Origin of the sequence: Brevundimonas sp. Bb-A (genome assembly GCF_009394735.1) — a bacterium.
GTDB lineage: Bacteria > Pseudomonadota > Alphaproteobacteria > Caulobacterales > Caulobacteraceae > Brevundimonas > Brevundimonas aurantiaca.
Genome location: NZ_CP045456.1, coordinates 833,330 through 858,055 on the forward strand (window position 1 = coordinate 833,330; position 24,726 = coordinate 858,055).

Consider the following 24,726-nt stretch of genomic DNA (forward strand, 5'->3'; position numbering starts at 1 on the left):
TTACTGATCGCTTCTCCGCGGTACGTTTCCGAAGCGCGGTTCGTTGTCAGGTCGCTGGACACGCAGCGCCTCCCGTCCTCCCTCGGAGTCGCGCTTCAAAGTGTGGGGGTCGGTCCAAGTCAGACTGACGCCTTTGCTGTCCACGAGTATATCACTTCAGCTGAAAGCATTTCGGACCTTAAAAGGACCATCGATCTAGAGCGAGTCATGGGCCCTCCGTCGGCGGACTTTTTGTCGCGGTATCCGCGTTTGGGGGAGAGTCAGAACTCTGAAGAACTGCAAAAGGCCTTCGAACGGTTCGTAACGGTGGGGTACGATTCGACGACCGGCATTAGCACCTTGCGCGTTCAAGCATTCAATGCCCGTGACGCCAAACGCTTGAACGAGGCTCTTCTCAGGGGAGGGGAAGCCCTAGTGAATCGATTAAATGAGCGTGCGGCGGTGAATGCCGTTCTCGAAGCGACGCGAGCACGGGACGAGGCGCAAGAGAATGTCTCAAAAGCGCAGGCGCAACTCACGAATTTCCGCAACCGAGAGCGGATCGTGGATCCTGCGCGTGTAGCCGCAGAAAGCGTTCAACTCGTCGGCTCGTTGATGGCGACCTTAGCCCAGCTTGAGGCGGAACGCGCCCAATTGGCGAGCCAAGCGCCAGAGAGTCCTCAAATTTCATCTATTGACGCTCGGATCGTGGCCTATCGCCAACAGTTGGAGGTCGAAAGAGAGAAGATTGCTGGTCGTTCCTCTTCAATTGCACCACAGATCGGTGCCTATGATCAGTTGGTTTTGCAGCGGGAAATCGCAGATCAGGAACTTGCGCAGGCCACCGCGAATCTAGTTTCCGCGCAGCAGGAGGCGCGCCGACAGAAGCTCTTTCTGGAGCGTATAGTCTCCCCCGCTCTTCCTGATTCGCCCCAAGAGCCGCGCCGCCTAAAGGCGATTCTTATAGTGTTCGGGAGCGCGTTTTTGGCTTATGCAGTCGGGTGGTTGATCTGGGCCGGAATTCGCGAGCATCGACAAGAATGACGCAACCCGAACAGCCGCAGATTGGACTGCGCGTTGAAAATCTTGGCATGCGTTACAGGACTGCGAAGACGGCGACGTTCAATAGCCTACACTTTGACGTCGAGCGTAACGGGCGCCTAGCTATACTCGGTCGTAACGGGCAGGGGAAATCCACCTTAATCCGACTTTTGGGGGGGATCCTTCCTCCGACTAGTGGCCGAATACGTTGGTTTATGAAGCAGTCCTGGCCGATTGGATTTGGCGGCGGCTTCCAAGGCAGCCTCAGCGGTTTAGATAACATTAGGTTTCTCGCCCGTCTTTACGACCGAGATTTCTCCACTACCTATGCGCTCGTCGATGAGTTTGCAGAGCTTGGACGATCGTTGAGGGAGCCGGTGAAATATTACTCGTCTGGAATGAGGGCTCGCTTAGCGTTTGGTCTCTCGCTTGCGATTGAGTTCGACTGTTACCTAATCGACGAGTTAGTGGCTGTGGGCGATAGTCGGTTTCAGGATAAATGTCGAGTTGAGCTTTTTGAACGCCGGCGGGATCGTGCGTTTATGATGGCGTCCCATGATATGGGGTTAATCGCTCAGCACTGTGAAAAAGCGATCATAGTCGAAAGCGGAGTGGCGCGACAGTTCGACGATATTGAAGAGGCAATCGACGTTTACAAATGGCTTCGCGCTTCGTGATGGATGGAAGCGAAATGGCGAGCACAGCTTGTCTTGTGTATGTTGAATCGTCTCCACAATTTGAGTTTTGGGCAGAGCAAATACGCCGTGCTAATTATTTGCCGACGAGCGACATCGATTTCTTTGAGAACGCCCAGCAACCGCGGCTTATTCTCTGGCCCACGCTATATTGTGGGGCAGGGGACGACGGATCTACAGATGCTCTTCAAGCAAAAATCAGGGAGAAAACGGCGGTCCTCGCTAGGTTGAGTAACCTAAGCGTTCACCAGGTCCCACTAGTCGAACTTTCGCCTCAGAGCCTGTGTCCGATTTTACCCAATGGTGTTGAACTGGTACAGCCAGCAACTCACACTCAACATGAGACTGTTGAACAGGCATTAGGACTGTATCGTGGAGGGGCACCAAAAATTGGGGCCAAGGCATTCTGGCCGTGTGCGTTATTTAATCTCGACCAGAGAGGCGCTCATCTACGATCGCGGCTTAACGAGATGGAGTTGGTCGGTCGGGCCCGGCATCTGGTGTTTGGTCCGTATTTTCACCTACCGCCGGGTTTATGGCGAATAACAGTCTTTTTTCGCTGCGACGACGTGGCTGCTAAGCAGTGGCTTCGCCTAGAGTGGGGCGGGGGAGGCTTCGCCACCTACGATCTGACACCTGGCAATGGCGGAGGGCGTTACGAAGCGGTTATTGAGACGCGATTGAACGAACCCCAAGAGGTAGAGTGTCGCGTCATACTAACCGCGAGCGCGCTGGATGGGTGGTTTGCATTCGACGGGGCTGAAGTTGAAAAGATCGCCTAGTTGGGGTGTTACGCCAGTGGCGGAGCAAAGGAGGTGAGGTGCTCCCTTCCTGATCCCTTGTTTTGAGTGAGAGTCCGTTTCATCAAGGAGACGGACGTGAAGAAGAGCAGGTTCAACGAAGGGCAGATCCTCGGCGTGTTGCGGGAGCAGGAGGCAGGGAGCCCGACGGCGGAGGTTTGTCGTCGGCATGGGATCAGCGAGCAGACCCTCCATTGGTGGAAGGCGAAATACAGCGGCATGTCGGTGTCGGACGCGACGAAGCTGAAGGCGCTGGAGGACGAGAACCGGCGGCTCAAAAAGCTGCTGGCGGAGTCGATGCTGGACGTTCGGCGCTGAACGATCTTCTGGGAAAAAACTGATCGGGCCTGCAGCGCGCATAGCGGCCGTGCTTCGCCTGATGGCGGAGCGCGGCTTCTCCCAAAAGCGCGCCTGCGGGCTGGTTTAGATCGATCCCAAGACGGTGCGTCACGAGCCTGAACCGGGCGACGCGGAGGTGCGCGAGCGGCTGCGCAGCCTGGCGGCCGAGCGCCGGCGGTTCGGCTACTGGCGCTTGGGCATCCTGTTGGAACGGGATGGCGTCAGCATGAACAAGAAGCGGCTGTTCCGGCTCTATCGGGAGGAAGGCCTGGCGGTGCGGCGACGACGGGGCCGAGGCGCGCCACCGGAACCCGTGCGCCCATGGCCCTGCCAAACGGGCCCAACCAGCGCTGGAGCCTCGACTTCGTGGCCGACAGTCTGTCGTGGGGACGGCGCTTCCGCATCCTGTGCATCGTCGATGACTTCACGCGCGAGGCTCTAGCTCTGGTGGTCGACACCTCGATCGGCAGCCAGCGCATGGCCCGGGAACTGGATCGGCCGATCGCCCGGCGCGGGCGTCCAGCCATGATCGTGAGCGACAATGGGACGGAACCGAAGGTCGGCGTAGCCAGATGACTGGCCGGGCGATCCTGGAATGGACCAACCGCACCGGCGTGGCCTGGCATTACATCGCGCCGGGCAAGCCGCAGCAGAACGATTTCGTCGAAAGCTTCAACGGCCGGCTCCGCGACGAGTGCCTGAACGAAGAGGTCTTCACTACCTTGGCCGAAGCCCGCGCCGTCATCGAGCGCTGGTGCATCGACTAAAACCACGTCAGGCCGCACTCGGCGCACGGGGGACTTACCCCGGAGGCGGTGCGCCTGAACCCCGCGGCCGTTCGGCTGCGCAACTTGATCAGCTCCGCCGCACGGCCGCTCCCGTCGGCGACGCAGATCAGCTATCAACCCCCTGGGCCCTCATAATGATCGAGGGACCAGAGGGGGCGCCTCAGTCGGTATAAGCTGCAGTCCTTCCTCGCGACCGATCCGGTCGATCAGGCTCTAGCCGCATGCTCGCCCTCCCCACCGCAGCAGCACGAACAGCCGCCCGAACCGCCGGCGCTCGGCGGCCAGGCTGCTTAGGCGCTCACGCGAATTGGTGTCCGGCGCGCGCATGGATCGAGAATGAACCATCTTGGGATCGGACTTTACCATTCCGAGAGTAGACCCCGCAGCGTCGCCTTCTGCAAGATGGCGGCGGCCAGCAGCCGTTTGAGTTTGGCGTGCTATCTGCCAGCGTCCACAGGCGTCGGGCGTTCGACACGCGCATTCCGCCGAACTTGGCAGGCGTAGGTGATGCCTTCCGACATGCAGTGCTAGCGGGCCAACTCGCCCGCCTTGGCTCCAGCCTCGTTCCCGAAGAATCCCGTTGATCTGCTCTTCCGTAATCTCGTCCGCTTCATATCCGCCCTCTCGAGGTCCGGACGGTGGCGTCGCGTGGAAACTCTCAGAGGCAGGTCAGGCGTCCGTTTAAGCCTTCCTACATCATTCCAAGTTCGACCAAGCGACGGCGATAGTTCTCGGCAAGAGCCTTTCGCCCGAAGTTCTCTGCGATATGCGTCTTCGCGTTCTCTCCGACCTTCTTGGCCTGTTCAGGATTCTCATAGACATGGCGAATGAATGCGGCTGCCTGGTCTACATCTACCTCGGCCCAGGTCATTTCTGGACGCCAGTAAAGGTACTCGCGCTGAAGGACGGGAACTTGGTGGGCATCCACCAAATAACAGGCGTCAACGCCAGCAAACTCGGCGTTGGCTGAGTAGTTCGTCATGATCACCGGCTTACCCAAGGCCATGGCCTCCGCGGGGCCGTAACCGAACCCTTCCGATCGATGCAGACTGATATAGCAGTCAACTTCCTTCTTGAGCGAATAAAGCTCATCCAGCGTCATGGTTCTATTCACTAACGACACTCGAGGATCCGAGTCCACAAGCTCCATCAGCTCTTCGCCGCGGCCGTTAATAGCGTTCCAGTGATTGTTGGAGAAGTTCTGCGTTTTTATGATCAACCGGGCCTTCTCGGATCCTTCGGGGAAGGCCTTGAGGAAGGCGCGTACTACCGCGGCTGGGTTCTTCCGGTGGATGACAGAGTAGGAATCGAAAGAGAACATAACGATGAACTCGTCACGTTCCAATCCGAGGTCCGAACGGCTGAAATGGCGCTTCAGTACAGGAAGATCGACCGAAGTTCCTACATTGACAACTGGGACGCCCTTTTCACTGTAGCAGTCCTTTACGAACTCGCTGGGCGCCCAAATTTCATCGACCATGTCACAACCAAGTTGGTGATTGACCGGCATGGCTTCTGTTTCCCAGAAGAAATATCCGACGTTCCGTTCCTTGTTAATGAACATCGGTATCGTCGCGATGGCTTCAGAAAGAAACTCGGCATTATAGTGCCAAAGCGTTAACTTGGGCCTTTCGCCACGATAGTGGAGCTCTTTAGGTACGGACTCCAGCGGCGCCGACGGATTATCGAACATAAAGTTCATAACCCTCAGCCGACAGCCCAGAGTTTGAAGCGCATTCACCGACCGACGGGTGCCGGTACCCAAGCCCGACGCGGCCGAGAAGGGGCCGATCAACAGAATATCGATATCTTCCTCCTTGTCGCCAGGAAGATAATCGACCCCATACTGCGTCTTGAGACGTTGCCGAATCTGATCTTGTTCAATGCTCTCAACATCCGCTGTTTCGACATCCGGTGCGAGAATTTTCATCCGAGGGAATCTTGGAAGAACATCTTTGGCAAACCAGCTAACGATCGCATCCGCTTGCCTCAGGGCTTCGGCTGGATCGTTGAAAGCAAATCGCTCGGTCATCATGGCCAGGATCAGCATGAAGCGGCTGACACGTCGTTCCGCCCGTGCCGCAGGAGCTGCCCAATAGGCGATGACTTCTGGAGCAACCCCAAGATCATTCCCATCGCGAACGAAACTATGGACAATCAAGTCGAGGTTAAACGCTTCCCGCTCGCGCCAATCTGCCCAGTTGTAACGAGACCGATATATATCGACACGATCGTGGTGCGCACGAGCGCCCTTGGAAGAATAGTGCCTCCCGTCATAGGTATCTGGGGCGTTTAGTGCTGCGACCAGCGCTTGTGGCACCAATGGCCTCACGAGAACTGAGGATGCCAGCTCATAAATAACCAAACTGGAGAAACGGAGATACCCGATCTCAGTATAGATGTTGAACTGCTCGTCGTGTCTAAATCGCGTTCGCCAAACTTCATGCAAGAATGTCGTCATGGGGCCAAAGGCGCTGACGGGCTTATTCAAAACTTGAATCAGGGAGTCATCTATGCGCGGCAAATCGAACGGCCGGCCCGGCACGTATTCCAGTAGATACCAAACAATGAATGACAGCCGATCGCGATCCGAATTCAGGTGAAAACGATCTCGCATATCGTATCGATGCCACGTAGCCCACATATGGGCGGTCAGTGGAATGGGTGAATCCTTAAAAAGTGGATCCACCTTGCACAGAGTCGCCAGATTAGTGCGAGTGGTCATGTGAATATCTCTGGATTATCGGCGTGTCGGGGCACGAAAGACGGGGTCTTGGAAGAGAGCAAAACCCTCTGCGTGCTTTGCCTTCAACGCTCTAAGAAGTTCCTGGATTTCGATGCGTTCAGGCATGGTGAAGGTGCTGGTGCTGACTTCGTTCAGAACTTTTGAGCTCGGTTGTAGATCCGCCAAGGCGACGAAGGCGTGCAGGTTGTCCTTATCAAGGCTAAGCGCCGTCTCATAGTTTGCTTGGGCATCGTTGGGGCGGCCAGCCAGCTTCATCAGATGCCCCAGTTGAAGATAGGTGTCCGAATGGTTGGGGCGTAGGCGAAGCGCCGTGCGATATGCGGACTCTGCTTCCTCGTGGCTGCCAATATCCTTGAGCATATTGCCCAACTGGACCCAAACCCCGGCTTGGTCTTCACGAACCGATATGGCACTGCGGTAGCCAGCGATCGCGCCGACGAGATCACCGGCATCGCGAGCCTTGTCCGCCGCTTGGACATGCTTTCGAAAGCTGGTGTCCATGGGAGAGATGACCTTGGCGGCCTTTGCGGCCTGTCTGATCGGGGACTTCACGACATCAAACCTTGTACTCATTGAGCGGATTGAGCGCGTCAGCGAGTTCATCGCGCAAATAGAAATCGGACGTGGCTTTTAAGCCGTCCGCCATAGATATACGCTCGTTGAAACCTGTAAGGTGCTTGAGCTTAGATACGTCGGGAGCGCGTCGCTTGACGCTGCCGGCTGGCGAAGGATGGAGAGTGATGTCTTCGGCTACACCTTCTTGACGAAGCATGCGTTGGCCGAGCTCAAGCATGGTTATTTCTTCGGCCCCGCCGATATTGATGATTTCGCCTGCGGCAGCGTCCGCTTCGGCGACCATAATCGTCGCGCGTACAGAGTCGTCCACATATAGAAAAGACCGGGTGTCCTCGTAGCCGAACAGTTCGTAACGTCCCTCACGCATGCGGGCGTAGAAGTCAGGAACGACATGCTTGTCGCCCATGCGGGGGCCATAGGCGTTGTGGTACCGAATGATGGAGAAAGGAAAGCCGTAGGTCCGTCCAGCCTGAGCGGTGACGACTTCCCCGTGCATTTTCGAACCGGCATAGGACCAGCGCGGGTTCATGACATCATCCAGGCCTAACGGGACGTCTTCACCGGTCGGGACAGGCCAGCCGAAGCGAGTTACCGTCGAGGCGTAAGATTCGCTGGTCCCCGCATACACAAAACGCTTCATTTGCGGTGACCGCCCATAGCGTTCCGCCAGATAGATTGTAGGTAATGTGCACCCCTTGATTACGGCCATTGGACGCTCGTAGAAGTTCTGCGTACCGTTAAGCGCCGCCAAGTGATACACGTAATCCGCATCTGGCAGCGCATCGCAAGCAGACGGATCCGTCAAATCAACGTCTAGACGCTTCACGTTGGGGCGAGCTGTCAACGCATCATAGTGGGCGTCGTTTTCACCGCGGGCGAAGTTGTCTACGCAGATGACTTCGAATCCCTCTCGAGCAGACAAAGCGCGCGCAAGGTGAAAACCGAGGAAACCGGCGGCGCCGGTGACTAGGCAGGTGGTCATGTCAACGGGCCTCGATGTTGAGGTTCAGTGCGCCGAGACCGCGATAGGTGACGCGGTTCGGCAGCTGCAAATGCCGAGCATTGTGCTGATTCCAAAGGTCGTAAATTATACCGTCGTTCGCCATGCTGCTGGCGAGCGAGCCGATATTCATACGGCCGAAGACTTCATGGTTATTTTGAACAACGACAACATCCGCCTCAGCGAAGGCTGCTTCTAGAGATGTTGATGTTTCTACGCCAAGCGTCGCGACGTCTTCCTCTGAAGCAACCGCGTCCCATCCAAAGAGCGTAGCGTCGGGGAACTCGGCCCGGAGAGCGTCGATGAGGGGGGCTGCCAATGTGCCCCGTAAGTCGCTGGTGGCCGGGCGGCCTTTGAAGGCGACGCCGGCGATCACCACCTTCCGTGCTGATCGTTTCGCGATCCGCTCAAATTCGCGAGAGACTTCAGCGGCGACGCGAGTGGGCAGCGATTCGTTCCAACGTCGGCCGGCAAGACTTAGCGATGGGACGAAACCGTACCGCTCCAAACCTTCCGCGAGAATGTAGGGGTCCTTTTCAAGGCAAGGACCGCCGACCGGACCTGGCAGCGGAAGGTTGGCTCGCGGGTAGCCCAGATTGCCTGCATCGATGACTTCCTTGGCGGATATTCCCACGGCGTCGCACATTGCGGCCACCTCGTTTGCAAAAGCAAAGACGAAATCGCGCTGAGTATTATTGACCAACTTAACCATTTCCGCCGTCTCTAGATCGTTCACGCGAACGACCGACGGGGTTAGGAAAGAAAAGATTTGGCTGGCGCGGAAGGTGGATGCGGCGTCAACGCCACCCACAATTTGAGGGAGGCTGCGCAGTTCCACAAGCGCCTTGCCTTCAAGTGTGCGTTCTGGGCAAAAAGCCAACTGGTAATTGCGGCCCGTCGCGTCGAGGATCGGCTTAACGGTGTCCCGGCTCGTACCGATACGCACCGTAGACCGCAATATGACCAAATCTCCATCTTTCAGAACATCAGCGATCATATTCGTGACGGCCATGAGGCCAGCGAACTGAGTCCGCTTATCGTTGCCTACCGGAGTGCCGACGGTAACGATGAAGACCGTGGCCTTGGTGTCTTTTTTTATCCCCTTGTTGAAGCAGAAGCGGCCGGCCGCAATCTGATCCGCCAGTACGGAGTCGAGGCCCGCTTCGCTGAAATGAGCCCTACCTGTGGCGAGCGCATCCAGAACCTTCTGGTCACGCTCCACGCCTTCTACGGAGAAACCGGCTTCGGCCATCGCCACCGCCAACGTCAATCCAACGTAGCCAAGCCCTATGATGCAGACGTTTGGGTCTTTGAAAGTATCTGGCAGCATGAATTTCTTCTGAGGTAGGGAAGGATGCCGACGGAGGTAGCAGCTTCATTCGGCAAAGAGAAGGCGGGGAGATAGTTTTGCTGATTGCGGTCGGTTCTTTGACGATGCCGTCTCAGCGTTGTGGCCGAGATAGTTATAGGCGATTTTTAGCCGGTCAATTAGGTCGTTACCCCCACCTTGGAGTAGAGGTCGCTTAGCCGTGCTTGATAGGCTTGGGGAGAGAACTGAGCCGCCTGAAGTAAGCCCGCCCTTTCCAGTTCGGTGCGAAGATCCCGATCAGCATCTAACGCTTGGATGCCTCGAGTCATTGCTTGAACATCGTATGGATCGACGATTATAGCAGCCTTTCCCGCGACTTCCGGGAGGCTTCCTCCCGTAGAGGTCAGAACGGCGGTGGACAGCGCCATTGACTCCAGAACGGGGAGTCCAAATCCTTCAAAAAGCGACGGAAACAGAGTGGCTTTTGCGCCACGTATCAACGAGATCAACATCGAGAACGGCATGTACTCGTATTGGCGAATTCGGGCGGCGTTGGGTCCGCCGTCCGCCTTGATTTGACGTAGAAGGGCCGTCTCGGGTTCGTCAAGCCAGGCACGACCGCCTATCAAAATCAGCGGCGTCGAAACGCCTGAAGAGAGGTAAGATTCTACAATTCTACCCAAGTTTTTCTTAGGTTCTACTGCGCCAAAATGAAGGAAGTACTGCTTCCATTCGAGTCCAAAAACCCCTTCTAGTTCAGTCGCGACTTCTTCTTGCGAGCGTGTGGCAAGGTGATCGGGTATTTTGACGGCCTGGTACGTATTGGTGACTCGATCTTCAGGGACGCCAAGAATGCGAATTACGTCCTGCCGGGTCGCCTCCGACACCACCGCGATATGATCGGCCCGTTTAACCACTTCTTGGCATAGGCTCATGAATACTGATTTGTCGTCAAGGGTGGCGTGAGGTAATCGAATGGGTATCAGGTCGTGGAAAGTATATATGTTTGGAACTCCTTTTGCGTACAAGGGGAGGGGCGTTGTCCAATGCATTACATCAGGCGTGGGTGAGGATTTATTATGCTGAAAACGAAGAGGCGTTACTGCTTTATAGGTTTGGAAGCATCGTATTGAATGGAAAAAAATTTCCTGGCTAGACCAGAAATAGTCTGCGGATGGACGTCCGCCGGAACGTGACGGCCATATTACCTCGCCGGATGGTTGTATGGGGTCGGCCGTGCGACCAAACCTTGAGAGGAGGGTCCGGCGCATGCGGACTGATTTCTCCTTGCGAGAAAGTTTAGTCGCCGGCCGCTCCGCATCGACTAACATTGCCTCGCTAAGGACCTGATTCCGTCTCTTGGGAGATTTAGGTCCATATAAAACCTGTGTTCCCATGCCTACGGATCGCACGTTCTCCAGGAGGTTTCGACCATACGTGGCAATACCCGACCCCTGTGATAGAGCGATGTTGAAGCCGTCGATGCAGATGGATTTCATGGACTCTGGGTCAGCTTGAATTTGGTGCGCCGATGGAAACTGAGCGCGATATCGTAGGTGTAATGTCATAGTCGGCTATGTGCCGTAGTCCAGCCTTTCCCTCGTGACTCCCCGCCCATCCCCCGCTATCTCGCGCCGGTGATGAACGAAACCGAGCGCCAGTCCGAGGAACGCAGCTGGGAAACGGCGAAGACGCTCGCCGAGGCCCTGCCCTATATTCAGGTGTATGACCGCGAGACCGTGGTCATCAAATACGGCGGTCACGCCATGGGCGAGAGCGCCGTGGCGAAACAGTTCGCGGCCGATGTGGTGCTGCTGAAGCTGATGGGGGTGAACCCGGTCGTCGTGCACGGCGGCGGGCCGCAGATCAGCGCCATGCTGGACAAGGCGGGGGTCAAGTCGGCCTTTGTCGATGGTCTTCGGGTCACCGATCCGGCGACGATGGAGGTGGCCGAAATGGTCCTGTCCGGGGCGGTCAATAAGGAGATCGCCCACTGGATCACCATGGCGGGCAAGGAGGCGGACGTGCGCGGCGTCGGCCTGTCGGGCAAGGACGCCGGCCTGCTGACGGTCGAGAAGACCCGCCGGACCAAGCGCGATCCCGACAGTATGATCGAGCATGAGGTCGATCTGGGCTTCGTCGGCGAACCGACCAAGGTGGACCCCAAGCTGATCAAGGGGCTGATCGCCTCGGAGACCGAAGACTGGGTGCCGGTCATCGCCCCGATCGGGGTGGCCGAGGACGGCCAGACCTATAACGTCAACGCCGATACGGTGGCGGGCGCCGTGGCCGGTTCGCTGAACGCCAAGCGGATGCTGCTGCTGACCGACGTGCCGGGGGTCAAGGGGGCGGACGGCGAGATCATTCGCCAGATGACCCTGGAGGAGGCGCAAGGCCTGATCGACACCGGCGTGGCCTCGGGCGGCATGATCCCCAAGCTGGAGACGGCCATGGCGGCCGTGCGGGCCGGGGTGGAAGCCGTGGTGATTCTGGACGGCCGCCGGCCCCATGCGATGCTGGTGGAGCTGTTCACCGAATTCGGCGCCGGCACCCTGGTGAAGGCGTCTTGATCGACCTGTCGCACGTCAACGCCTGGGTGTTCGACATGGACGACACCCTGTATCCACGCGAACAGGGGCTGATGTCCCTGGTTCAGGCGCGGATCAACGCCTATGTGGTCGAGGCCGTCGGCCTGGCGCCCCAGGAGGCGCGGCTGTTGCAGCGCCAGTTCCTGGACGAGCACGGCACCACCCTGGCCGGGCTGATGGCCAACTACACCATCGATCCCGAGGACTTTCTGAGGGTGGTGCATGAGGTGCCCCTGGACGGGGTGGAGCGAAATCCCCGTCTGGCCGAGCGGCTGAAGATTCTGCCCGGGCGCCGGTTCGTCTTCACCAATGGGGCCAGGGACTACGCCCACCGCGTTCTGGACCGGATCGGGATCGCCGACTGTTTCGACGGGGTCTTCGCCATCGAGGACGGCGATCTGACGCCCAAGCCGGCCCCGTCGGCCTTTCGTCGCATGATCGAGCGGTTCGACTTCGAGCCGCGCTGCGCCGCCTTCTTCGAGGACACGCCTAGGAATTTGGAGCCGGCCAAGGCCCTGGGGATGGCGACCGTCCTGATCGGCGACGGCCATGGAAAGCCCCTGGGCGATCATATCGACCATATCGCCCCCGATCTTCTCGACTTTCTCAACGCCCTGACCTTCAAGGACGCCGCATGACCGACCTGTCGCATCTCGAATCCGTCGTCGAGGCCGCCTGGGACAACCGGGCCGAGGTGTCGCCCGCCACAGGAGGCGAGGTCCGGGACGCGGTCGAGACCGCGCTCAACCTGCTCGATTCCGGCCAGGCCCGTGTGGCGTCGCGGGGGGCGGACGGCGCCTGGACCACGCACCAGTGGCTGAAGAAGGCGGTGCTGCTGTCCTTCCGCCTGAACGACAACCAGATCATGCGGGCCGGCCACGCCTCCACCATCCCTCTGTCGGCCGATCATCCGGCCGCCCTCGGCCCGTTCTGGGACAAGGTTGCGAACAAGTTCGGCGACTGGAGCGCGGGCGACTATCAGGCGGCCGGCTTCCGCTCGGTTCCCGGCGCCGTCGTCCGGCGGGGCGCGCACATCGCCAGGAACGTCGTCCTGATGCCGTCCTTCGTGAACATCGGCGCCTTCGTTGACGAGGGGTCGATGGTCGACGCCTGGGCCACGGTCGGCTCCTGCGCCCAGATCGGCAAGAACGTGCACCTGTCGGGCGGCGCCGGCATCGGCGGGGTGCTGGAGCCGCTCCAGGCCAATCCGACAATCATCGAGGACGGCTGCTTCATCGGCGCCCGAGCCGAGGTGGCCGAGGGCGTGATCGTGCGCGAAGGCGCGGTGCTGGCCATGGGGGTCTATCTGTCCGCCTCGACCAAGATCGTCGATCGGGCGACCGGTCAGGTCTTCCGGGGCGAGGTGCCCGCCTATTCGGTGGTGGTGCCCGGCGCCCTGCCGGACCCCAAGGGCGGGCCTTCGCTCTATTGCGCCGTCATCGTCAAACGGGTGGACGCCCAGACCCGCGCCAAAACGGGCGTCAATGAGCTGCTGCGCGACTGATCGTCCGCCGCCCGCCCTGGCTTTGACGCCGCGGCGTCCGAGGGCGCACACTGCGTCGCGCCCGCCGTTCTGACCCCGCCTTCCGTTGAGACCTGCAATGACCGATCGGACTTCGCCGCTGGACCGTTTCACCAGTTTCGAGGGCGTGACGGTTGTGGTGATCGGCGACGTGATGCTCGACGCCTATCTCCAGGGCCACGTCAGCCGCATCTCGCCCGAGGCGCCGGTGCCGGTGGTGAAACATGCGCGGGACCGGTTCACGGCCGGCGGCGCGGCCAATGTGGCCTTGAACGCCGTGGCGCTCGGCGCTTCGGCGCGTTTGATCGGGGTGGTGGGCGATGACCAGGCCGCCGATCAGCTGCGCGCGATCGCCGAACAGGCGGGCGTCTCCTGCCGGCTGCTGGGACTGAAGGGCGGAGAGACCACGACCAAGACCCGGGTCCTGGCGGGCGCCCACCAGGTGGTCCGGATCGACCGCGAAGGCTCAAACGCCCTGTCGGCCGAGGATGAGGCCGCCCTGATCGCCCTGTTCGAACAGGCGCTGGATCAGGCGGATGCGGTGATCGTGTCGGATTACGCCAAGGGATGTCTGACCGATGCGGTTCTGGCGGCCGTGTTCGACCGGGCGCGCAAGGTCGGGGTTCCCGTCTTCGTCGATCCCAAACGTCCCGATTTTTCCGCCTATCGCGGCGCGGCCTATATCAAGCCGAACCGGTCGGAGCTGGCGGGCGCGACCGGTCGGCGCTGCGACGACGACGCGGCCGTGGGCGAGGCGGCCCGGCAGGTGGTGGACCAGACCGGCGCCAATCTGTTGGTGACCCGCTCCGAACAGGGCATGGCCTTCTATGGCGTGGACGGGGAGGCGATCCTGCTGGAGACGGAGGCGGCGGAGGTGTTCGACGTCTCGGGCGCCGGCGACACCGTCATGGCCGCCTTCGCCCTGGGCGTGGCTTCGGGCCTGCCGGTCGTGCGGGCGATGCGCCTGGCCAATACGGCGGCCAGCATCGTGGTGTCCAAGGCCGGGACGGCGGTGGTGTCCGCCGCGGAGCTGCGCACCGTGCTGAATCACCAGGATCAGCGCGACGACCATCGCGACGGACTGATCCTGTCGCGCGCAGACGCCCGGGCCGTCCGCGGCGCCTGGCGGGATCAGGGGCTTTCGGTCGGCTTCACCAACGGCTGTTTCGACCTGCTGCATCCTGGCCATGTGGCCCTGCTGCGTGAGGCCGCGAGCCATTGCGACCGGCTGATCGTCGGGCTGAACAGCGACGCCTCGGTGCGGCGGTTGAAGGGCGAGACTCGGCCGATCCAAAGCGAGGGGGCGCGCGCCGAGGTGATGGCCGCCATCCGACATGTGGACGCGGTGGTCCTGTTCGAAGAGGACACCCCCTATGAACTCATCGCCGCCCTGGAGCCCGACGTCCTGGTCAAGGGCGCGGACTATCAGGAGCATCAGATCGTCGGCGCCGATCTGGTCAGGGCCAAGGGCGGGATCATCGTCCGGGTCGAGCTGAGGGCCGGCCATTCCACCACCGGCCTGGTGGACCGCAGCCGTAAGCCCTCGGCCTAGATATGAGCCCCGATCCCAGCACCGAGCTGAAGGCCGCGTCGCGCCAGGCGACAGCTTGGCTTTACGAGACGGCCCTGCCGCTGTGGCTGGAACACGGCGTCGATCGTCGGCGTGGCGGCTTCTATGAGGCCCTGTCTCACCACGACCTCAGCCCGGTCCACGACTATAAGCGGCTGCGGGTGTTGAGCCGCCAGATCTATGTCTTTTCCCAGGGGGCGCAGCGCGGCGTCTCGGACGCCGGCGCGGCGGTTGAGCATGGTCTGGATTTTTTGCTGAACCGCGCCCGCCATCCGGACGGCGGCTTCATCAGTCGACTGGACTTGGACGGGGAGGGCCTGGATCAGACGCGCGATCTGTACGACCTGGCCTTTGTCCTCTTCGCCCTGGCCCATGCCTATAGGCTGACGAGGGACGGTCGGTTGAAGGCGGAGGCCCTGGCGCTCTTAGACTTCATCCAAACGTCCATGCGCCATCCAGCAGGCGGCTATGTCGAGGCCCTGCCGCCGCGCGCCCCGCGTCGGCAGAATCCGCACATGCATCTGCTGGAGGCGGCCCTGGCCTGTGTCGAACATATGCCGGACCCTGCCTTCTCCGCCCTGGCGGCGGAACTGGTCGGCCTGTGTCGGCGACGGTTCATGGACGGGTCGCGGGGGCTTCTGTTTGAGTATTTTCAGGACGATCTGACGGCCCCGCTGCGGCCGAATGGGCGGGCCGTGGTCGAGCCGGGCCATCAGATGGAATGGGCCTGGCTGTTGCGGGAGGCGCAGCGGCTGGGCATGGACACGAGCGCAGGCGCCGACGGCGAGGCCGAGCGGCTGGGGCGTTTCGCCCTTGCGCACGGCCTGGACCCGGCGTCGGGCCTGTTGCGGGGCGAGGTGTTCGAGGACGGCGCGATCGCCGTCGCGGGCGTCCGGCTTTGGCCGCACGGTGAATGGCTGAAGGCGGCTCTGCGCGTCCCGGCCTTGGCGCCGAGCTGGCCTGGCGCCTGGGCCGCGCTGAGCCTGTTCCTGAACACCCCGACGCCCGGTCTCTGGTTCGAACAATGGGATCCGGGGGCGGGCGGCTTTTTGGACACGCCGGTCCCGGCCAGTTCGCTCTATCACATCGCCACGGCCGTGGCCGAGCTGGAGCGGGCCCCTTATGAGGAAGGGCGGGAGGGGGCGGAGTCCCGCCTCCCGCCTCGCTTTAAGAGTCTCAGGCGGCGCTCTTCATCGCGTCCTTGTTGACGGCGGCGTCGGCGATGCCGGTCAGGTCTTCGTCGGTCTGGGATTCCTCCTGCAGGGTCTCGTCCAGCAGGGCGACGGCGTCCTTCAGGCCCAGGACGTTGGCCCAGCGCTTCAGTGTGCCGTAGCGGGTGATCTCATAGTGTTCCACCGCCTGGGCGGCGGCCAAGAGGCCGGCGTCGAGGGCCGGGTTGTCCTTGTATTCTTCCATGATCTCATCGCCCTCGGCCAGTATGCCTTCGATGGCGTCGCAGGTCTTGCCGCGCGGGGCCTTGCCGATGATTTCGAACACCTGCTGCAGGCGTTCGATCTGGCCTTCGGTCTGGTCCTTGTGCTTTTCGAAGGCCGCCTTCAGCTCGGGCGACTGGGCGGCGCGGGCCATCTTGGGCAGGGACTTCAGGATTTTGCGCTCGGCGTAATAGATGTCGCGAAGCGTGTCGTGGAACAGGGTGTCGAGGGTCTTCTCGGCCATGGGTCGTCTTTCGCAATGATGATGGGGCGCGGGGGCGCACCCCATCACAAGCGATCAGGCCGGCTTATGTTCCTGTGTCGGAATCCGGGCTTAGGCGGCTGTCGCCCGCTTCAGATCCGGCGGCGTGGCCTCTTCTGTCAGAAGGCGAATGGCCTCCTCCACCGTCACTACCGTCTGCTCCTGTGAGCCCAGGCGGCGGATGGCGACCTTGCCTTCTTCGGCCTCCTTGCGGCCGACGACGGCGATGACCGGCACCTTGCCGACCGAGTGTTCGCGGACCTTGTAGCCGACCTTCTCGTTGCGCAGGTCGATCTCGGTGCGCAGGCCCGCCGCCTTGAAGCGGTCCATGACCTCGCGGGCGTAGTCGTCGGCGTCCGAGGTGATGGTGGCGACCACAGCCTGGACCGGCGCCAGCCACAGGGGGAAGGCGCCGGCGTAGTTCTCGATCATGATGCCGATGAACCGCTCGAACGATCCCAGGATCGCCCGGTGCAGCATGACCGGCCGGTGCTTCTGGCCGTCCTCGGCGATATAGGTCGCATCCAGGCGTTCCGGCAGGACATAGTCCAGCTGGATCGTGCCGCAGGTCCATTCGCGGCCGATGGCGTCCTTGACGATGAAGTCCAGCTTGGGCGCGTAGAAGGCGCCGTCGCCCGGGGTGACGACCGGCTCGGAGCCGGCGGCGCGGGCGGCCTCCAGCATCTGGGCCTCGGCCTTGTCCCAGAATTCGTCGGTGCCGGCGCGTTGCTCGGGCCGCGTGCCCAGGCTGATGTAGGCCGTCTCCATGCCCAGATCCGCATGGACGCTGCGGCACAGTTTGATGAACTCGGCCGTCTCCTCGACGATCTGGTCCTCGCGGCAGAAGATGTGGGCGTCGTCCTGGGTGAAGCCGCGCACCCGCATCAGGCCGTGCAGCGAGCCCGACGGCTCATAGCGGTGGCAGGCGCCGAACTCGGCCATGCGCAGCGGCAGTTCGCGATAGGAGCGCTGGCCCTGGTCGAAGATCTGGACGTGGCCGGGGCAGTTCATCGGCTTCAGGCTGAGGGTCTCGCCCTCGACCGTTTCGCAGACGAACATATTGGGCCGGTACTTGTCCCAGTGGCCCGAGGCCTCCCAGAATTTGCGGTCCAGAACCTGGGGCGTCTTGACCTCGACATAGCCGGCGGCGTCCAGGCGGCGGCGCATATAGGCCTCGAGCACCCGCCACAGCACCCAGCCCTTCGGGTGCCAGAAGACCATGCCCCGGCCCTCTTCCTGCATGTGGAAGAGCTCCATCGCCTTACCGACCTTGCGGTGGTCGCGCTTTTCGGCCTCTTCGAGCCGTTGCAGATAGGCGTCCAGGTCCTCCTTGGTCGCCCAGGCGGTGCCGTAAATGCGCTGAAGCTGTTCGCGCTTGGAATCGCCGCGCCAGTAGGCGCCGGCCAGCTTGGTCAGTTTGAAGGCCTTGCCGACGTGGCGCGTCGAGGGAAAGTGCGGGCCCCGGCACAGGTCGATCCAGTCGCCCTGCTTGTACAGGGTGATGGTCTCGTTCTCGGGCAGGTCCTTGATCAGCTCGGCCTTGAACTTCTCGCCCCGCGCCTCGAAGAAGACGATGGCCTCGTCGCGGTCCCAGACCTCGCGCTCGAACTTGGCGTCGCGATCGACGATCCGGGCCATCTCCTTCTCGATGGCGGCGAAGTCGTCGGTCGAGAAGGGCTCTTCGCGGTAGAAGTCATAATAGAAGCCGTCCTCGATGGCCGGGCCGATGGTGACCTGGGTGCCGGGGAACAGGGTCTGGACCGCCTCGGCCAGGACGTGGGCCGTGTCGTGGCGGATGGTGTAGAGGGCCTCGGGATCGTCGCGCATGATCAGGCGGAAGTCGCCGCCCGTCTCCAGCACCCGGCCCATGTCGCGCTGCTCGCCGTTCAGCTCGGCCAGCACGGCCTTCTTGGCCAGGGACGGCGAGATCGAGGTCGCCACGTCCCGCGCCGTCGAACCGGCCGGATACTGACGCACCGCGCCGTCGGGGAATTTCAGATCGATCATGACTGTTCTTTTTCGTCGGTCTTCAGGGGCGGGACCGGGTCATAACCCGAACCGCCGAAGGGATGGCATTTACAGAGGCGACGCACGGTGAGCCATCCCCCCTTGAGCGGCCCGTGCCGGATCAGGGCGTCGCGCCCATAGTCCGAACAGGTCGGCAGGAACCGGCACTGCTGGCCGATCAGGGGAGACAGCGTCAACTTGTAGCCTCGATGGGCCGCGCGGACGCCGCGTTCATAGAGAGACATTTGTCCCTTCGCCGGGGGCTGGATGGGTTCGCCGCGCTTATCCCCTGTCATCGCAGGGGGATCAACCGGTCAGAGCCCGTCAGGCCGCGCCGGCGAGACGAGTTCGCCCCGCCAGGGCCTGATCGACCGCCTCAAGCGTCGCCTCGATCGCCACCAGGGTCGAGGCGTGACGGGCGGGATAGTCGGCGACCTGTTTCAGCACACGAAGTCCTTCGAAACGGCCGTCGGGGCCTTCGCCGCCGGACTTCAGCATGGCGGTCATGGCGTCGCGGGCCTCCCTGATCTCATCCGCCGAGGCGCCGAGGACGGACTGGCCCAGGACGCCGGCGGCCGCCTGGCCCAGGGCGCAGGCTTTCACGTCCTGGGCGAAGTCCATGACCCGCCCCTGGTGGTCCAGGCTCACATCGACGATCGCCCGCGAGCCGCACAATTTGGCGACCCGCTCGCCGGTCCCTTCCGGCGACGCCAGCCGACCGGCATGGGGCAGGTTGGCCGCCAGGGTCAGGATGCGCGCGCTGTAGAGGTCGTCGATCATGGCCGGAAGATAGGGGGCTGAAGGGGCGAGTGGAAGGCGTGAAACGTCCGCTAGACGCTCAGCGTCAGACCGCCGTCCGCCTCGACCACCAGGGTCGCGGTTCCATAGTCGGACAGCTGCGGGTGGTCCGTCGCCAGAGGGTGGGTCCAGGCGGCGGTCACCACCAGAAGGTCCGCCCCGGCCGCCTCGCCGGCCGCGATGCCGGCCGGGGCGTCCTCGAACACCAGACAGTCGGCGACGTCCACGCCCAGCCTCTGCGCCGCCAGCCGATAGCCGGCGGGATCGGGCTTGCCGCGTTCCACGTCCTCGGCCGTGATCAGCACGGCGGGCGGTTCGACCCCTGCGGCCTTCAGCCGGGCCTGGGCCAGGGGCGCCGTAGCCGAGGTGACGACGGCCCAGCGGTCGGGCGGCAGGCGTTTGACGAAGTCGATCGCGCCGGGAATGGGGGCGACGCCCTCGACATCCTCGATCTCGCCCCGTTCGACCCAGGCGACCTCGGCCGCCAGATCGACGCCCGGCAGGTTCTGGCGGCGGATGGTGTCGGCGGTGCGCACCCCGTGGATGGTGGGGATGAAGGCGACCGGGTCGATCCCGTGCCGTTCGGCCCAGCGGGTCCAGACACGCTCGGCCGCAGCGGTGGAGGTGATCAGGGTGCCGTCCATGTCGAACAGGAAGGCGCGATAGGCGCGGGGGGCGGACCCGGGGGAGACGGTCATGTCCCTATCCAGCACGGCGCCGGCCGGGCGGCAAGCCGAGGTTCCTGCCGATCAGCCGCCTTTCAAGGAGGACCAGGTGCGGGCGGTGTCGCTGGGCGATGGGGCGGAGGCGACCGCCGGCTGGGGCGTGACCGGCGTATTGCGCGCCGCCAGCCAGGCCAGGTTCTGATCGGCCAGCTCGGGGGGCAGTTCGCGGCGCAGGATCTGTTCAGCCTCGCCCATCTTGCCTTGCAGGCCCAGGGTCATGGCCAGGGTCTGGCGCACCTTGCTGGAGGCCGTCGGCTGGGCCGCAGCCCGTCGCAGCAGGGCCTCGGCGCCGGGGGCGTCGCCGTGGGTCAGGGCCGCCGTGGCGGCGTTGGTCAGGACGTCGGGATTGTCGGGCGACAGGACCAGGGCCTGGTTCCAGGCCGCGCGCGCGTCGTCGAACCGGCGCACCTGCTCATAGGCCACGCCCAGCAGGGAATAGGGCCGCCAGTCGCGGGGCGCCAGGTCACGGGCCTTTTCCAGCGGGGCGATGCCGTAGAAGGCCTGGCCCCGGCCGATGTGGGCGCGGCCCAGCTCCAGCAGGGCGTCCAGATTGGCGGGCTGGAGGGCCAGCAGGGTCTCGGCCGTCTGGGCGGCCTGATCATAGCGGCCCAGTTCGCGCAGGGCCTGGGCCAGCTTGACCGCCGCCACGGGATCGGCCGGGTTCAGGTCGTGCTCGCCTGACCAGAAGACCGAGCGCGCCAGGGCGTCCATCCGGTCATAGGCGGCGCGGACCTCGGCCGAGGCGGGCGCGCGGGTCGCGCTTTGGACGGCGTTCTGGGGCGCGTCCTGGGTCTGAACCGGGGCGGCCGCGAGGGCGGGGCCCGCCGACAGGCTGAGAAGGGCGACGGTTGCGAGAAGGGCGGGCATGGGCGACATGGGGGGAGTCCTGACGGTTCTCGGTCCGCCTCAGAATCGCCGGGTCGCGTCAACTCTTGGTTAAGAAGGTTCGCCATGCTCGCCCCCCATCCCCTGCTGGTCGCCGCGAACGCCGGAGAGCGGGCCGTTCCGATCCGCCTGTCGGCGCCGGGTGCGGTTCTGGACGGGGCGGCGAAGTCCTGGGCCGAACGGCACGGCTTTGCCGGCAAGGCCGGGGAACTGCTGATCGTGCCGGAGGGCGATGGGATCGGTCAGGTGCTGCTGGGGAGCGGCGCGGCCTTCGATCCGGTCCTGGCGCGCGGCCTGTCGGCGCGGCTGCCCGGCGGCCTGTACCGGCTGGAGGCCGAGCCTGAGACGGCGCGGGCGGCGGCCCTGGCCTTCCTCCTGGGGGCCTATGTCTTTGACCGCTACAAGGCCCGGCCGGAGCGGGCGCCGGTTCGGCTGGTCGCGCCCGAGGGGCTGGACCTGGATGAGACGACGCGGATCGTCGCCGCCTGCGCCCTGGCCCGCGAGATGGTCGACACCCCCGCCGCCGACATGGGGCCGCTGCAGATCGAGACCATCGCCCGCGAGATCGCCGAGAGCGCGGGGGCTGCCGTGACCGTGACCACCGGCGAGGCCCTGCTGGAGGCGAACTATCCGGCGGTCCACGCGGTCGGGCGTGCGGCGGCCCCCCACCGGGCGCCACGGCTGATCGAGATAGGCTGGAAGCTGGACCGGACCGACCTGCCTCTGGTGGCCCTGGTCGGCAAGGGGGTGGTGTTCGACACCGGGGGGCTGGACCTGAAACCGGCCGCCGGAATGCGCAATATGAAGAAGGACATGGGCGGGGCCGCCCACGCCCTGGCCCTGGGGCGGCTGGTCATGCAGGCCGATCTGCCGGTGCGGCTGGCGGTCATCGTGGCGGCGGTGGAGAATGCGGTTTCGGGCGACGCCTTCCGGCCGGGGGACATACTGAACAGCCGAAAAGGTCTGACCATCGAGATCGGCAATACGGATGCGGAGGGGCGGCTGATTCTGGCCGACGCCCTGACGCGGGCGGGGGAGCATTCGCCCGACCTAACCCTGGACTTCGCCACCCTGACGGGGGCGGCGCGGATCGCCCTGGGGCCGGAGCTGCCGCCCCTCTATACGGATGACGAGGCCCTGGCCGCCGATCTGCTGGCCGCAGGGCGGGCGGTGGGCGACCCCCTGTGGCGCATGCCCCTGTGGCCCGGCTATCGCGCCGCCCTGGACACCGAGATCGCCGACATCAAGAACGACGCCTCGGCCTGGGCGCAAGCCGGGTCGGTCACGGCCGCCCTGTTCCTGCAAAGGTTCGCCCCCGCCAGCGGCGCCTGGGCCCATATGGACATCTTCGCCTGGAATCCCCGCGCCCGACCCGGCTATCCCGAAGGGGGAGAGGCCCAGGCGATGAGGGCCTGCTACGCCGTGCTGAAGGCGCGCTACGGCGGTTGAGGTCAGGCCGGGCTCAGCCCGAAGGTCCACGCCCCCTGCGGCGCATCGTCGGGCGAGCCGGGGCGCGGCGGTCGAGGGCGGCGGACGCGGCGGGCGCGGGTGCGGGATCGCAGTCGCTGCACCGCATGGCGGGTCTGGGCCCGGACGGCCTCGCCCGCCCTGACCAGGCCGCGCCAGCCGGCGACGGCGCGAAGGCTCAGGGCCAGGACGGCGAGATCGAACAGCACCGTCACGTCGAACATCAGGACCCAGGCGATCAGGTCCGGCGCGGCCATGGCGAACAGCCGCACGCCTTCCGCCTCGAACAGGGCGACCGCCGCCGCACCGAGACCGATCACGAGGATCACGCCCAGGATCTGACCGCGCGTCAGACGGGACAGGATCGACGCGGGGCGCTCGACCAGCCAAAGCCGGAGGACGGTTCCGACGGGCCCCTCATCGAACAGCGTCAATCCCAGGACGATCAGCAGACACAAAGGCGCGAGCATCGAAACCCCAGGACGGCGGACGGCGGCTTGGCCGTTCCGCATCGAGATGGGCGTCGATCGACCAGACGCAAGGTCGGCCTGCGGACGAGAATTCCACAGAAAGACCGTGCCCATTAACGGCCGATTCGGCTTCCGGGGATAAGACTGCCGCTTCAGCCAATGCGAGCCCAGGTTTGACCGACCGCCTCGATCTTCTCCCGCCCGGCGATCGTCTCGCCCGCCCGGACCTGGCCGAACAGGCGCTGGAGGGCCTTGTGCGGGCGGCCGCCTATCGGGCGACCGAAGCCATGTCCTGCCGCGTAGCCGTCGCCGACGTCTGGTCGGACGCGGGCGAGCGGATCGACCAGCTTCTGCATGGCGAGATTTTCGACGTCCTGGATCGGGCGGACGGCCGGGCCTGGGGTCGGGCGCGCCGCGACGGCGTGGTCGGCTGGGTGGTTCTGGACAGTCTGTCGGCCGGCGCGGCCTTGCCGACGCGAAGGGTGGCTGCGGTCGATGCGGCCCTGCCGCTGAACGCCCTGGTGGTCGAGACGGCGGAGGGCGTTGCGGACGCCGACCTGGCGCCGATCGGAACCTTTGAGCGGGATCCTGTCTCCGTGGCCGAACGCCTGCTGGGCCGGCCGCATGAACTGGGCGCCCGGTCCTCGGTCTCGACCGACTGTTCGGGTCTGGTGCAGCAGGCCCTGCTGGCCTGCGGCCTGCCGGGGCCGCGCCGGTCCGACGCCCAGGCGGAGCTGGGCCGGGCCGTGTCGGCCGAGGCCCCGGCGCGCGGCGACCTGGTGATCTGGCTGGCGCCCGGCGGCGACCATGACTGGACCGGCCATTCGGCCCTGATGATCGACGCCGAACGGATCATCCACGCCACGGGCGGCAAGGGGGTTCTGATCGAACCCTTGGCCGAGGTCGAGGCCCGGCTGACCGCCGAAGGCTTCGCCACGGCCGTGTTCCGCCGTCTCTGACATCCGGCAGTCGGGCTGCGCCGTCGAGGTTGCGGCGCTTCGAAAAAACACTGTCCGATGTGTCCGATGTGTCCGATGTGTCCGATGTGTCCGATGTGTCCGGTTCAGGCTGCGGCGGGCGGTCTCATTGCCGAAATTCGGCGCTGAATCGAGCGAGAGGAGGACGGTCGGCGTCCTCTCAGTCGGTTCGCGATGTCAAAGACCGGGTTCGTCAGTCTAGCCCCGGCTGCGCCCCGGCCGCGTTCAACCCCCGGCCTGCTCTGAAACCCGTTGAACCGACCTGGGATTTTTCGCGAAACTAGGGGCGTTCGTCGCGGAAGGTCCGCAGGGCGCCCAGACGGGCGAAGGCCAGGGTCAGGGCCTTGCGTCGGGCCGGCGCCAGGGGGGTGGCCGGCGCCTCGCGCACCACCGCCCCGCCGAAGCCGTCGGCGACGATCAGCCCCGGCGCCTGGGGCAGAATCTCCTGGGGAAACTCGGGCGCCACGGCGAAATAGAAGGCGTCGCAGAAGGGGCCGTACGCCTGCCATTTGCGATCGACGCGATAGTCGTCGACGCCTGACTTCACCTCGCAGATGACGACGTCGCCGCGCGGCCCCAAGGCCATGACGTCGGCCCGTCGCCCATTGGGCAGGCCGACCTCCAGCAAGGGCGCATAGCCCAGGTCCAGCATCAGCCGCGCCGCCCCGCGCGTGACCGAAAGCGTGGTTTCCGGCCGGCTGAAGACCAGTTCGAGATGAAGGGCGGCGGCGGCCATGCCGACTTATGTT

General features: G+C 63.6%; 22 protein-coding genes and 2 pseudogenes. 10 read left to right on the top strand and 14 right to left on the bottom strand.

The annotated features are described in order from the left end of the window. Positions 1-207: 207 nt before the first annotated feature. The 3 genes and pseudogenes from BSP_RS04100 to BSP_RS04110 form a co-directional block, all read left to right on the top strand. Entirely contained in the window at positions 208-1,023 is an 816-nt protein-coding gene (locus BSP_RS04100) for a hypothetical protein (RefSeq protein ID WP_227976035.1), read from the top strand. Further along, positions 1,020-1,697 (top strand): ABC transporter ATP-binding protein, encoded by a 678-nt coding sequence (locus tag BSP_RS04105; protein ID WP_152949387.1) that lies wholly within the window; start codon positions 1,020-1,022, stop codon positions 1,695-1,697. The genes BSP_RS04100 and BSP_RS04105 overlap by 4 nt, the downstream gene beginning before the upstream one ends. Positions 1,698-2,593: 896 nt before the next feature. Continuing rightward, a pseudogene (locus tag BSP_RS04110) lies at positions 2,594-3,618 on the top strand (IS3 family transposase); the annotation flags it as partial. Between the two features lie 168 nt (positions 3,619-3,786). Here the strand turns inward: BSP_RS04110 and BSP_RS16295 are convergent. The 6 genes and pseudogenes from BSP_RS16295 to BSP_RS04135 form a co-directional block, all read right to left on the bottom strand. Then, positions 3,787-4,256: pseudogene (locus BSP_RS16295) on the bottom strand (transposase); the annotation flags it as partial. 77 nt (positions 4,257-4,333) lie between these two features. Beyond that, positions 4,334-6,367: a glycosyltransferase family 4 protein gene (locus tag BSP_RS04115; protein WP_152949388.1), complete on the bottom strand. Its 2,034-nt coding sequence runs from the start codon at positions 6,365-6,367 to the stop codon at positions 4,334-4,336. Between the two features lie 15 nt (positions 6,368-6,382). Then, on the bottom strand, positions 6,383-6,940 hold the full coding sequence (locus BSP_RS04120) for a tetratricopeptide repeat protein (protein ID WP_194167000.1): 558 nt from the start codon (positions 6,938-6,940) through the stop codon (positions 6,383-6,385). Between the two features lie 4 nt (positions 6,941-6,944). Further along, the gene (locus tag BSP_RS04125) at positions 6,945-7,946 is read right to left on the bottom strand and encodes an NAD(P)-dependent oxidoreductase (RefSeq protein ID WP_054764587.1); all 1,002 of its coding nucleotides are present in this window, start codon (positions 7,944-7,946) and stop codon (positions 6,945-6,947) included. 1 nt (position 7,947) lies between these two features. Next, positions 7,948-9,294, bottom strand: a complete 1,347-nt coding sequence (locus BSP_RS04130; protein WP_152949389.1) for a nucleotide sugar dehydrogenase — start codon at positions 9,292-9,294, stop codon at positions 7,948-7,950. A 158-nt stretch (positions 9,295-9,452) separates the two neighbouring features. Continuing rightward, a complete protein-coding gene (locus BSP_RS04135; protein ID WP_082382593.1) occupies positions 9,453-10,841 on the bottom strand; it encodes a glycosyltransferase family 1 protein in 1,389 nt (462 codons plus the stop codon). Positions 10,842-10,913: 72 nt separating this feature from the next. Here BSP_RS04135 and argB point away from each other — a divergent pair, with 72 nt between their 5' ends. From argB to BSP_RS04160, 5 genes are all read left to right on the top strand, one after another. Next, positions 10,914-11,843, top strand: a complete 930-nt coding sequence (argB, locus tag BSP_RS04140; protein ID WP_054764589.1) for an acetylglutamate kinase — start codon at positions 10,914-10,916, stop codon at positions 11,841-11,843. After that, entirely contained in the window at positions 11,840-12,499 is a 660-nt protein-coding gene (locus BSP_RS04145; protein WP_152949390.1) for a pyrimidine 5'-nucleotidase, read from the top strand. The genes argB and BSP_RS04145 overlap by 4 nt, the downstream gene beginning before the upstream one ends. Further along, complete coding sequence (dapD, locus tag BSP_RS04150) at positions 12,496-13,365, top strand: 2,3,4,5-tetrahydropyridine-2,6-dicarboxylate N-succinyltransferase (protein WP_152949391.1); 870 nt, start codon at positions 12,496-12,498, stop codon at positions 13,363-13,365. The genes BSP_RS04145 and dapD overlap by 4 nt, the downstream gene beginning before the upstream one ends. 97 nt (positions 13,366-13,462) lie before the next feature. Next, complete coding sequence (gene rfaE1, locus BSP_RS04155; protein ID WP_152949392.1) at positions 13,463-14,935, top strand: D-glycero-beta-D-manno-heptose-7-phosphate kinase; 1,473 nt, start codon at positions 13,463-13,465, stop codon at positions 14,933-14,935. Between the two features lie 2 nt (positions 14,936-14,937). Then, positions 14,938-16,161 carry an AGE family epimerase/isomerase gene (locus BSP_RS04160; protein WP_152949393.1) on the top strand — a complete coding sequence of 408 codons (1,224 nt, stop codon included), beginning with the start codon at positions 14,938-14,940 and terminating at the stop codon, positions 16,159-16,161. On the opposite strand, the gene BSP_RS04165 is transcribed toward BSP_RS04160, so the two are convergent. The 6 genes from BSP_RS04165 to BSP_RS04190 all read right to left on the bottom strand — a co-directional run bounded on the left by BSP_RS04165 (position 16,130) and on the right by BSP_RS04190 (position 21,054). Beyond that, entirely contained in the window at positions 16,130-16,630 is a 501-nt protein-coding gene (locus BSP_RS04165) for a ferritin-like domain-containing protein (protein ID WP_152949394.1), read from the bottom strand. The genes BSP_RS04160 and BSP_RS04165 overlap by 32 nt on opposite strands. A 90-nt stretch (positions 16,631-16,720) precedes the next feature. Then, complete coding sequence (gene thrS / locus BSP_RS04170) at positions 16,721-18,655, bottom strand: threonine--tRNA ligase (protein ID WP_152949395.1); 1,935 nt, start codon at positions 18,653-18,655, stop codon at positions 16,721-16,723. Continuing rightward, positions 18,652-18,900: a membrane protein insertion efficiency factor YidD gene (gene yidD, locus BSP_RS04175; RefSeq protein ID WP_054764596.1), complete on the bottom strand. Its 249-nt coding sequence runs from the start codon at positions 18,898-18,900 to the stop codon at positions 18,652-18,654. The genes thrS and yidD overlap by 4 nt, the downstream gene beginning before the upstream one ends. Positions 18,901-18,979: 79 nt before the next feature. Further along, positions 18,980-19,435 (bottom strand): iron-sulfur cluster assembly scaffold protein, encoded by a 456-nt coding sequence (locus BSP_RS04180; RefSeq protein WP_152949396.1) that lies wholly within the window; start codon positions 19,433-19,435, stop codon positions 18,980-18,982. A gap of 50 nt (positions 19,436-19,485) precedes the next feature. Further along, positions 19,486-20,151: an HAD-IA family hydrolase gene (locus BSP_RS04185; protein ID WP_152949397.1), complete on the bottom strand. Its 666-nt coding sequence runs from the start codon at positions 20,149-20,151 to the stop codon at positions 19,486-19,488. 51 nt (positions 20,152-20,202) lie between these two features. Further along, the gene (locus BSP_RS04190; protein WP_152949398.1) at positions 20,203-21,054 is read right to left on the bottom strand and encodes a tetratricopeptide repeat protein; all 852 of its coding nucleotides are present in this window, start codon (positions 21,052-21,054) and stop codon (positions 20,203-20,205) included. 75 nt (positions 21,055-21,129) lie between these two features. Here BSP_RS04190 and BSP_RS04195 point away from each other — a divergent pair, with 75 nt between their 5' ends. After that, on the top strand, positions 21,130-22,512 hold the full coding sequence (locus BSP_RS04195; protein ID WP_152949399.1) for a M17 family metallopeptidase: 1,383 nt from the start codon (positions 21,130-21,132) through the stop codon (positions 22,510-22,512). A gap of 2 nt (positions 22,513-22,514) precedes the next feature. Here BSP_RS04195 and BSP_RS04200 read toward each other — a convergent pair whose 3' ends face one another. Then, on the bottom strand, positions 22,515-23,000 hold the full coding sequence (locus tag BSP_RS04200) for a hypothetical protein (RefSeq protein ID WP_152949400.1): 486 nt from the start codon (positions 22,998-23,000) through the stop codon (positions 22,515-22,517). Between the two features lie 173 nt (positions 23,001-23,173). Between BSP_RS04200 and BSP_RS04205 the strand changes: the two genes are divergently transcribed. Next, a complete protein-coding gene (locus BSP_RS04205; RefSeq protein ID WP_152949401.1) occupies positions 23,174-23,959 on the top strand; it encodes a C40 family peptidase in 786 nt (261 codons plus the stop codon). A gap of 298 nt (positions 23,960-24,257) precedes the next feature. On the opposite strand, the gene mmcB is transcribed toward BSP_RS04205, so the two are convergent. Continuing rightward, positions 24,258-24,713, bottom strand: a complete 456-nt coding sequence (gene mmcB / locus BSP_RS04210) for a DNA repair putative endonuclease MmcB (protein ID WP_152949402.1) — start codon at positions 24,711-24,713, stop codon at positions 24,258-24,260. Positions 24,714-24,726: the final 13 nt, after the last annotated feature.

What these genes read in the sequence shown, in the direction of transcription:
- BSP_RS04100 (WP_227976035.1), top strand. Translation starts at nt 208, where the DNA reads ATGGGCCCTCCGTCGGCGGACTTTTTGTCGCGGTATCCGCGTTTGGGG.
- BSP_RS04105 (WP_152949387.1), top strand. Translation starts at nt 1,020, where the DNA reads ATGACGCAACCCGAACAGCCGCAGATTGGACTGCGCGTTGAAAATCTT.
- BSP_RS04115 (WP_152949388.1), bottom strand. Translation starts at nt 6,367, where the DNA reads ATGACCACTCGCACTAATCTGGCGACTCTGTGCAAGGTGGATCCACTT.
- BSP_RS04125 (WP_054764587.1), bottom strand. Translation starts at nt 7,946, where the DNA reads ATGACCACCTGCCTAGTCACCGGCGCCGCCGGTTTCCTCGGTTTTCAC.
- BSP_RS04130 (WP_152949389.1), bottom strand. Translation starts at nt 9,294, where the DNA reads ATGCTGCCAGATACTTTCAAAGACCCAAACGTCTGCATCATAGGGCTT.
- BSP_RS04135 (WP_082382593.1), bottom strand. Translation starts at nt 10,841, where the DNA reads ATGACATTACACCTACGATATCGCGCTCAGTTTCCATCGGCGCACCAA.
- argB (WP_054764589.1), top strand. Translation starts at nt 10,914, where the DNA reads ATGAACGAAACCGAGCGCCAGTCCGAGGAACGCAGCTGGGAAACGGCG.
- dapD (WP_152949391.1), top strand. Translation starts at nt 12,496, where the DNA reads ATGACCGACCTGTCGCATCTCGAATCCGTCGTCGAGGCCGCCTGGGAC.
- rfaE1 (WP_152949392.1), top strand. Translation starts at nt 13,463, where the DNA reads ATGACCGATCGGACTTCGCCGCTGGACCGTTTCACCAGTTTCGAGGGC.
- BSP_RS04160 (WP_152949393.1), top strand. Translation starts at nt 14,938, where the DNA reads ATGAGCCCCGATCCCAGCACCGAGCTGAAGGCCGCGTCGCGCCAGGCG.
- BSP_RS04165 (WP_152949394.1), bottom strand. Translation starts at nt 16,630, where the DNA reads ATGGCCGAGAAGACCCTCGACACCCTGTTCCACGACACGCTTCGCGAC.
- thrS (WP_152949395.1), bottom strand. Translation starts at nt 18,655, where the DNA reads ATGATCGATCTGAAATTCCCCGACGGCGCGGTGCGTCAGTATCCGGCC.
- yidD (WP_054764596.1), bottom strand. Translation starts at nt 18,900, where the DNA reads ATGTCTCTCTATGAACGCGGCGTCCGCGCGGCCCATCGAGGCTACAAG.
- BSP_RS04180 (WP_152949396.1), bottom strand. Translation starts at nt 19,435, where the DNA reads ATGATCGACGACCTCTACAGCGCGCGCATCCTGACCCTGGCGGCCAAC.
- BSP_RS04185 (WP_152949397.1), bottom strand. Translation starts at nt 20,151, where the DNA reads ATGACCGTCTCCCCCGGGTCCGCCCCCCGCGCCTATCGCGCCTTCCTG.
- BSP_RS04190 (WP_152949398.1), bottom strand. Translation starts at nt 21,054, where the DNA reads ATGTCGCCCATGCCCGCCCTTCTCGCAACCGTCGCCCTTCTCAGCCTG.
- BSP_RS04195 (WP_152949399.1), top strand. Translation starts at nt 21,130, where the DNA reads ATGCTCGCCCCCCATCCCCTGCTGGTCGCCGCGAACGCCGGAGAGCGG.
- BSP_RS04200 (WP_152949400.1), bottom strand. Translation starts at nt 23,000, where the DNA reads ATGCTCGCGCCTTTGTGTCTGCTGATCGTCCTGGGATTGACGCTGTTC.
- mmcB (WP_152949402.1), bottom strand. Translation starts at nt 24,713, where the DNA reads ATGGCCGCCGCCGCCCTTCATCTCGAACTGGTCTTCAGCCGGCCGGAA.